The sequence below is a fragment of the Pseudoalteromonas sp. TAE56 genome, from assembly GCF_000497955.1.
Classification (GTDB): domain Bacteria; phylum Pseudomonadota; class Gammaproteobacteria; order Enterobacterales; family Alteromonadaceae; genus Pseudoalteromonas.
Genome location: NZ_AUTN01000038.1, coordinates 1 through 7,794, shown reverse-complemented (window position 1 = coordinate 7,794; position 7,794 = coordinate 1). Strand labels below are relative to the sequence as shown.

Genomic DNA, 7,794 nt, shown 5'->3' with positions numbered 1-7,794 from the left:
TGGTTGCAGCCAAAGCTTGGGCCTCACATTACCCGAACTTGGTTAAAGTATTAATTAATTTATGGGTTTATTATCCATACAAGTCACTCAAAAGGACTGTGCTCCTCACCCGTTTTAGTGGACACCTCCTCATCACTATGAGGAGACTAAAATGCCTAGATATACTCAAGCTAGAAAGACACGGTTTTACCCAGTTAATTTCAAAATCAAAGCAGTCGAACTAAGCTTACGAGACGATGTCTTGATAAAGGAGGTTGCTAAGACGCTTGATATTCATCCGTTAATGCTCAGTCGTTGACGAAAAGATTCCTATATTAAACGTCGATAATAAAGGCTGGCGTCATCAAAAGTTTATTCTTAAATTAAGTTCAGCATTACTATTTTAATCGCACATAACATTGACCTAGCCCCAAAAATTAAATTGATTTCGAAAAGTGATAATGTTCAATTTTATAGAGAGTATGAGTGGAATAAAAAAGTGGCCGTAGTACACTGGACTCATAAAGATCCCAACGGATATCATGTTGGTGGTTGGTTAAAACACAAAGGTAAAATATACCAATAGCTTTATAGCAATCTGTTAAAGTAAAAAGGTAAGGAAAACGAAAATGACAATGCAATGGATCGCAATTTTGGCGGCTTTAGGCTGGTGTTTATTACAAGTAATACTTTTGCTTATATCTTCACAATGTATTTTTTTAATGATCGAGTTTCGCTCTGATAATGAGCATAAACTGTATCAAAAACTTCTATCAAACTTTATTAAATATCTTTTTTACTCCTTATTTATTTTACCACTCATCTCTCTAGGTTTGTTTATATATGGTGTTATTAACATTAAAGAATGGTGTGAACTTAAGCCTGGATTGTGGGTATTTGCTGCTTGGTGGGTGGCTCTATTTGTACTTTCTTATGCTCTATCAATGAAGAAAAAATATCGTATTTAAAAGAGTATTAATATCTACCGCCAAAAAGTTTATAACATCAAAAAACAGCTTACTAATTAGCTATATAGTGAATCATAAAAATAATAACCCCACTTTAGAAAGTACTCTCTACTTACTATCACCATACACATTCTCAGGATTTATTTGCATTAGTAGTGCGGGGTTGTCTATCGGTTTAAACCCGTATTGTGCATAAAGACCATGCGCATCAGAAGTCGCTAATAAAAAGCGCCTGAGCCCTTGCAGCTCAGGGTGCTCTACTATTGTTTTAATAAGTAACTTACTCAGCCCATTACCTTGCAAGTGCGGGGCAATAAATACATCGGCTAAATAGGCGAAGGTTGCTTTATCGGTCACTACTCGGGCAAAGCCAACTTGTTCGTTATGAGCGCTGTAAACACCAAAGCACATTGAGTTATCAATAGCTGATTGCATCACGCTTTTAGGAATGCCTTTGGCCCAATAGCTATTAGCAATAAAGTTATAAATAACGTTAAAGTTAAGTTTACTTTTGTCTGTGCTAATTGAGTAGTTACTAATGTTTACTGTCATAAGTTAGTAGTCTTTTTTACCAATTTTTTATAAACATTTCTATAGAACGTTCCTATAAATAGTCTTTAACGTTCCTATAGCCTATAAATAATCTTTAACGTTTTTAAGCTGTTTGTCGTGTACTTTTGAAAGCATTAACAACGAGCAAATAGCCCCAAATAACGCCAGTCCCATATCTGATTGGGTATCCCACACGTAACCTTGCGTGCCTAAAAATGCGTCTGCGTTTTCGCCGCTTAACACTGCAACCCACCACTCGATTAATTCGTAAAAGGCGCTAAATGCTAAACATACCGAAATAACAAAAGTGATTAACCAGCCTCGACCATTTACTACCTTTTTGCGTAGTAAAATTTCGCGTGCTAGTAGTGCAGGTACAAACCCTTGAAAAAAGTGCCCTACTTTGTCGTAGTTATTACGCTCGCTACCAAATAGGTTATCGAAAAAAGGGACTTCGGCGTAGGTGTAATGCCCGCCAATCATCAGCACAATACAATGCGCTAAAATAAAAGTGTATAAAATAGGGGTAAGTTTAAAGTGGCTATAGGTACTTGCTAGCAGCACTAAACCAATAATTGCGGGGATAACTTCAAGCAGCCATGTAAATTGATCTTTTGGGTTAATACCAGACCAAATTAATACAATAAAAAACAGGCTCAACCATAAATACTTCATTTAGAATCCTTTTCTAAATTGATCAAATTTACGGCATTTTACGCCTTTGAAATAAACGACGCTACCTATAGTTTGTTTTTGCAGTAATGCGATTAAACAAAGTAGGAAAAAAGCGCTTAATTGTAGGCGCCCAACCACTTAAACCTTTGCCAATAATCACTTCGTCTTTTTTATTACTTATGGCACGAATCATTTTTGTAGCAGCTACGCTTACATCCATGCCATTCTCTATCGATTCTTCTGGTTTATTTTGCGCTATGCCTTGCTCGTTTAGTGAATTATGCGCAATTGCTGTTTTAATAGAGCCAGGGCAAATTGTTAAACAATGAATGTTATGTTGTGCTACTTCTGCACGTAGGCAATCCATAAAACCAACAACCGCATATTTAGAACCCGAATAACCTGTTCTAAATTTTGAACCTACCTTACCCGCCACACTACTAATAGACACAATTGAGCCACTGCGCCTTGCGACCATAGAAGGCAATACCGCTTTAGTCAGTGCAATTAAGCCAAAGTAATTAACCTCCATTAATTGGCGATACACGTTAAAGTCGTTTTCTAAAAATAAGCTACGCTGCGATACCCCGCCGTTATTAATTAAAATATCAATTGCAGGAAGCTCGCTCATTTTTGCTGTTATTGTGCTCAGTACGTGTTCTGGCTTGGCTAAATCAAGCGGTACAACTAAGTGCCCTTCGCCTTTAAGCGTTGCTTTTAAGTCGTTGAGTTTATTTACATTGCGCGCCGATAAAATAACACGCGCTCCAAGCTCGGCAAATTGTATAGCAAGCTCTTTACCAATACCTGACGATGCGCCGGTGATCCACACGGTTTTATTATTATATTGCATGCGTTATCTGCCCTTTTATTGTTATTTATTAGGTTTTATAAGGGTACTTAGTAAAGTATTTTACGCCTTTGTAGGGCCAGCTATTGCGTTTACTTCATCTTCTAATGTTTTGTAAAAACCCATTAAAAATAGTAGTTCAACAGTTACGTACAAAGGGCCAATAATTAAGCCAATTAGGTCATCTACAAACGCCGGTTTTTTACCTTCGTAATAGTGCCCAATAAACTGTAATACCCAACCAAATACAAATACACCTACGCCAATACTCAACCAAGGCCAAAACGCCATTGCCGCAATGGGCTGAGCAGCAACAAGGAGTAAAGTGAATATCACAGCCATAATAAAGCCAAGCGAAAAGCTCAGCATAAAATAATAAACAACCGACGCTAATACAAAAAGTTGTGCGCCATCAATTACTACACTACCAAGGGGTATTTGAATACGTGCTAGTAAACACAAGGCTGCAAATACAATGAGCGGAATACCAAAAAAATGCGTTAGTACATTACGTTTAGAACGATGATACAAACCATATTTACCAAGCTGCTGTTGAAGTGTTTTCATTGTTTTGCCTTTATTTTTATATATAAAACTTACTTTAGCAAAAGTAGACACAACAACAATGTCAGGTATCCGACATTTTGTAAATTAAACAAATGCAGAAATTATTTTACCCGGCTCATGCTCACCTTTCATATCCGTTCGCTCGCGCCCTTTTTGATACTCTTGCTCGAGCATTTTTTGAAGTTCCTCTATTTTATCAGCAATTGCGGTAGGGTCTGCGCCCTCACTTTGCTGTTCTTTAATGAGCTCTTCTATTGTCGCTTTTAGCTCGTCTATTTTGTTTTTGTTTACACCTAAGCGCTGATACACCAGCGCTTCTTGGGCACTTTCTAAAAACGTTTGATCTTTAGGCGTTGAGCTTATGCCTTTAACATCATTTGGTTTTTCATTAGGGAGGGTATTAGTTGCCGCAACTTCGCTTAAACCTGCCGCTTTATTTACTGTTGGAGAGTTATAATTACTATATTGATTTTTAAAGGTTATTGTAGTCATTAGCTCAAATCCATTGTTGCATTACATGTTATGTAGCAATTTTGGTTCCAACTAAATAAAGCAGCCTCTATTTAAGCTTGTGTAGCACGGGCCTGTAACTTTTTTTTATCTAAAACAGTTATGCGTTGATACCCCAAACTAATAGCTTGTAAGCTAACAAGCTGTTGCAGTATTTGATTAATAGTTTGGCGCGTTAAGTAGGTCATATCAGCAAGTTGCTGCTGAGATAAAACAAGCGGTGTTAAGTGCTCTGTATGTTCGCTAAGCATTAAAAGTCGATTGCATACTTTTTGCTCAGCGCTTAGTAATGCGTGATCTTCCATTGAGGTAAACATTAGGCGTAACTTTTGTGCCAGCAATAAACCAAACTCTTGCCAATATTGTGGCTGTTCGTTTAATAGCTGTTCAAGCGCGCGTTGGGGCACGTAAAAAAGCACAACATCAGTTTGTGCATATACATCGTGAGTGCGCAGGCCACCATCAAACAAGGTAACTTCGCCAAACCACAGTGATGAATCAATAAAACTGAGTACGGCTTCTTTGCCTTCGTTACTTACGCCACTAATACGCACCACGCCGCTAAGCACTGCATAAATTCCATCGTGCTTATCACCTCGCAAAAATAATGACTGCTGAGCCTTTAGCGAGAGCGTTTTGCCCTGCGTTAATAAAAAGCTTTTTAAATAAGCGCTGCGGCTTTTAAACCAATGCCCTTGCTCTATAACGTTTTGCTGCTGTGGAGTCATTATTTACTGCATTTGCTTATTAAATGGCTGTTTTTCGATAACCAATTTTTTAGGGAAATTTAAATCGGTTGCTATAACAAAGTCATCGTAAGGATCATTACCCGAAAACAGCTCCGAAATTAATGTATCGTTTTTATAAACATTAACGGTTACACCGCTACCCATGCCGCCTGAGTTAATAATATAATAATGATATTCGCCGTTACTAAAAAATAAAATACTCTGGCCAATACGCCCTATTTGCCTGTAGTAACTACCAAATGGTGTATCTGGTGAAGCTTCTTTTTCAAGCCCTATGTCATTAATACGACCAAATCGATAACTAAGCGATGAGTCATCTTTTGCAACACAAACAGAAAGTACCTTCTCGGTAGGCTCTAACTTGTAAGCTGTATTTTCATCTGGGTTGCGCACAACTTTATGCATTTTTGCGTTAATGTAGGCTGCTTCATTACTTTTACAGTGCGTAGCTAGCATACCGACGACTAAAGCGGGTTCGTTTTTTTGAACTACAGGAGGTGTGTTTACTTTGTTATTAGTGGGTAAGTTACTTGCATTATTATTTAGCTGAGGGCTATCTTGCATTGCCATACTTTGGTCGTCACAACCAAACAGTGCAAACAAGAAGAAAGAATAAAAGCTCGCTAAAAATTTAATGCGCATAATAAAATCCATCTATGAGAGAGCCTTTAAAATAGCGATAAAACTAGAGACCCGCAACACTCTTATGCGTAATACTTTATAAGTTTATTTTTAAACCATCTTCTGCAAAAACTACGTTACTTTTTAGTGATTTAATTAACGATTTTTTAAACAATCTCTGATTTTTTAATGACCAATTTGTAAAACGAGACACCCTCTGTTTTAGGTGCCTAGGTTTAGTCACCAACGCTCTACCTATTAATTTTAGCCTGTAGTAAAAGCTGATATTAAAACACCATAAAGTGTTTAAATAACTAAATGAATCAGTAATCGAGTTTCTTATAATAAAATGTTGTTACAGCACTGTTTTTGAATGGCTTTTCATAACCAACTGTAATTTATGATTTAAATCTAAAAAACACACATTTTAAAAACAATTTAGTCTCATTTTATTAAAACAATAGTTGACCCTATTTAAAATTTAAACTAGCATTTCTGGAAGCGCTTCCACAAAGCTAAATTAAATAGGTTTTTCTGGAAGCGCTTCCATACATTTGACAATGTTTACAATTACACAATAACAGCCCCATACAAGCTGTTAATAATAATGATAAAAGCGCGAGGGAAACCGAATGTCTAACCATATTGTAAGAAAAACAAAGATAGCAACCAGCCTATCTCTGATTTTAGGCGCATCAATCTCTTTACCTGTATATGCACAAGAAGCAAATACAGATGTTGAAGTAATTCAAGTTACTGGTTTTAAAAGTAGTATTAAAGAGTCTACTCGTTTAAAACGCGACGCTGCAGGCGTTGTAGATGCTATATCAGCTGAAGATATTGGTAAATTTCCAGATACCAACTTAGCAGAGTCGCTACAGCGTATTACGGGGGTGTCGATTGATCGCTCAAATGGTGAAGGCTCTAAAGTAACAGTTCGTGGTTTTGGCCCCGACTACAATATGGTAACCCTAAACGGACGTACTATGCCGGCAGCTTCATTGCCTTCAGGCGGCGGTACACCCAGCTCTCGTGCTTTTGATTTTGCAAACTTAGCGTCTGACAGCGTTAAATCGGTTGAAGTATATAAAACGGGTAAAGCAAGTATTGCATCAGGTGGTATTGGCGCAACAATTAATATTAATACCGCTCGCCCACTTGATAATCCAGGCTTTGTTTCAAGCATTGGCGTAAAAGCATTACACGATTCAACAAACCGCGTTGGTGATGACATAACACCAGAGCTTTCGGGCTTAATTAGCTGGACCGACAGTGAAGCTAAATTTGGCGCCTCGTTAACTGCCAGCATGCAACAGCGCGATAGCTCATCAACAGGTGCGTTTGTAAATCAATGGAATACATCTGCTTTTGACGGCACAATCCCACAAGCAGCAGACGATATTGTTTTAACTAATGCACCCGCTGTTGGTCAGCTTTATTCAATGCCATCAGATTTGCGCTACACCATTGCCGACAGAGAACGTACGCGTACAAACGCGCAATTAACGCTGCAATACAGCCCAATTGACGATTTAACAGCCACGCTTGATTACACGTATTCTAAGCAAGATTTATTCGAAGCCCGTGCTGAGCAATCAATATGGATGGATAACTACAAAAGCGCGCTAACGTTTGACGATAACACGGTAAAAACCCCTATTTATTACCGAGAAGAACGTCGCGATCAGCAAACACGCGATTTAGGCTTAGCGTTTCAAGAGCTAAACCAAGTTAATCAAAACGACTCTATTGGCTTAAACGTTGAATACTATTTCAATTCAGAATTGAGTTTTATGTTTGATGCGCACAATTCAAAAGCCACTAGCAAACCAGATGCACCTTACGGCAGCTGGGTAAACGCAGGCTTGGGCGCAAACGTAGTTAACGCACAAGAAGTTGATTTTAGCCGCGAACTGCCATCAATGAGTATCGATTTTGATGATTGTCGCCGAGACAACCTAAATTGTAATAACACGTTAGATGCCTCTGATGTGGGTACGTCTATTTTAGATTCTAACTTTGCTCGCCAAGAGTCTGAAATCACAGAATTTAGAATCCATGGTAAATACGAAATTGAAAACGGCGCAATTGACTTTGGTATAGAGTCTCGCTCTATGGAAAGCCATTCACTGCAATCACTTACACGTAATACAATGGGTAACTGGGGTATAGAAAACCCAGGCGAACTACCTGATGGCTACCTAAACCCAACAAACTTTTTAGCTGAGTTTGACGACTACGATACATCGGGTTCGTACAACCAAGGTTATACCGGCAGCGCATCGCAAATTGGTTACTGGGCAGGTGAAGAATACGGATTTAA

10 protein-coding genes and 1 pseudogene are annotated in these 7,794 nt (G+C 38.3%); 4 read left to right on the top strand and 7 right to left on the bottom strand.

Annotation, left to right across the window (positions count from 1 at the left end; translation table 11 throughout):
* Window positions 1-151 precede the first annotated feature (151 nt).
* From L656_RS1000000122945 to L656_RS0101375, 3 genes and pseudogenes are all read left to right on the top strand, one after another.
* Window positions 152-295: pseudogene (locus tag L656_RS1000000122945) on the top strand (transposase); the annotation flags it as partial.
* Window positions 296-421: 126 nt separating this feature from the next.
* Entirely contained in the window at window positions 422-565 is a 144-nt protein-coding gene (locus tag L656_RS1000000123685; RefSeq protein ID WP_232007048.1) for a DUF3465 domain-containing protein, read from the top strand.
* 43 nt (window positions 566-608) lie between these two features.
* Entirely contained in the window at window positions 609-947 is a 339-nt protein-coding gene (locus L656_RS0101375) for a hypothetical protein (RefSeq protein ID WP_024597909.1), read from the top strand.
* Window positions 948-1,055: 108 nt separating this feature from the next.
* Here L656_RS0101375 and L656_RS0101370 read toward each other — a convergent pair whose 3' ends face one another.
* The 7 genes from L656_RS0101370 to L656_RS0101340 all read right to left on the bottom strand — a co-directional run bounded on the left by L656_RS0101370 (window position 1,056) and on the right by L656_RS0101340 (window position 5,504).
* Window positions 1,056-1,499 (bottom strand): GNAT family N-acetyltransferase, encoded by a 444-nt coding sequence (locus L656_RS0101370; RefSeq protein ID WP_024597908.1) that lies wholly within the window; start codon window positions 1,497-1,499, stop codon window positions 1,056-1,058.
* A gap of 81 nt (window positions 1,500-1,580) precedes the next feature.
* On the bottom strand, window positions 1,581-2,174 hold the full coding sequence (locus tag L656_RS0101365; RefSeq protein WP_024597907.1) for a DUF2238 domain-containing protein: 594 nt from the start codon (window positions 2,172-2,174) through the stop codon (window positions 1,581-1,583).
* A gap of 61 nt (window positions 2,175-2,235) precedes the next feature.
* Window positions 2,236-3,027, bottom strand: coding sequence for an SDR family oxidoreductase (locus L656_RS0101360; RefSeq protein WP_024597906.1), 792 nt, complete (start codon window positions 3,025-3,027; stop codon window positions 2,236-2,238).
* A gap of 60 nt (window positions 3,028-3,087) precedes the next feature.
* Entirely contained in the window at window positions 3,088-3,591 is a 504-nt protein-coding gene (locus L656_RS0101355; protein WP_024597905.1) for an Mpo1 family 2-hydroxy fatty acid dioxygenase, read from the bottom strand.
* 84 nt (window positions 3,592-3,675) lie between these two features.
* Entirely contained in the window at window positions 3,676-4,083 is a 408-nt protein-coding gene (locus tag L656_RS0101350) for a hypothetical protein (RefSeq protein WP_024597904.1), read from the bottom strand.
* A 71-nt stretch (window positions 4,084-4,154) separates the two neighbouring features.
* A complete protein-coding gene (locus tag L656_RS0101345) occupies window positions 4,155-4,829 on the bottom strand; it encodes a Crp/Fnr family transcriptional regulator (protein ID WP_024597903.1) in 675 nt (224 codons plus the stop codon).
* 3 nt (window positions 4,830-4,832) lie between these two features.
* Window positions 4,833-5,504 (bottom strand): hypothetical protein, encoded by a 672-nt coding sequence (locus tag L656_RS0101340; RefSeq protein ID WP_024597902.1) that lies wholly within the window; start codon window positions 5,502-5,504, stop codon window positions 4,833-4,835.
* 599 nt (window positions 5,505-6,103) lie between these two features.
* Here L656_RS0101340 and L656_RS0101330 point away from each other — a divergent pair.
* Window positions 6,104-7,794, top strand: a 1,691-nt coding sequence (locus tag L656_RS0101330; protein ID WP_024597901.1) for a TonB-dependent receptor, incomplete at its 3' end; no start/stop codon positions are given.

Excerpts from the sequence above, each read along its gene's own strand:
- L656_RS0101350 (WP_024597904.1), bottom strand. The coding sequence starts at position 4,083 with ATGACTACAATAACCTTTAAAAATCAATATAGTAATTATAACTCTCCA.
- L656_RS0101370 (WP_024597908.1), bottom strand. The coding sequence starts at position 1,499 with ATGACAGTAAACATTAGTAACTACTCAATTAGCACAGACAAAAGTAAA.
- L656_RS0101345 (WP_024597903.1), bottom strand. The coding sequence starts at position 4,829 with ATGACTCCACAGCAGCAAAACGTTATAGAGCAAGGGCATTGGTTTAAA.
- L656_RS0101340 (WP_024597902.1), bottom strand. The coding sequence starts at position 5,504 with ATGGATTTTATTATGCGCATTAAATTTTTAGCGAGCTTTTATTCTTTC.
- L656_RS0101360 (WP_024597906.1), bottom strand. The coding sequence starts at position 3,027 with ATGCAATATAATAATAAAACCGTGTGGATCACCGGCGCATCGTCAGGT.
- L656_RS0101355 (WP_024597905.1), bottom strand. The coding sequence starts at position 3,591 with ATGAAAACACTTCAACAGCAGCTTGGTAAATATGGTTTGTATCATCGT.
- L656_RS0101375 (WP_024597909.1), top strand. The coding sequence starts at position 609 with ATGACAATGCAATGGATCGCAATTTTGGCGGCTTTAGGCTGGTGTTTA.
- L656_RS0101365 (WP_024597907.1), bottom strand. The coding sequence starts at position 2,174 with ATGAAGTATTTATGGTTGAGCCTGTTTTTTATTGTATTAATTTGGTCT.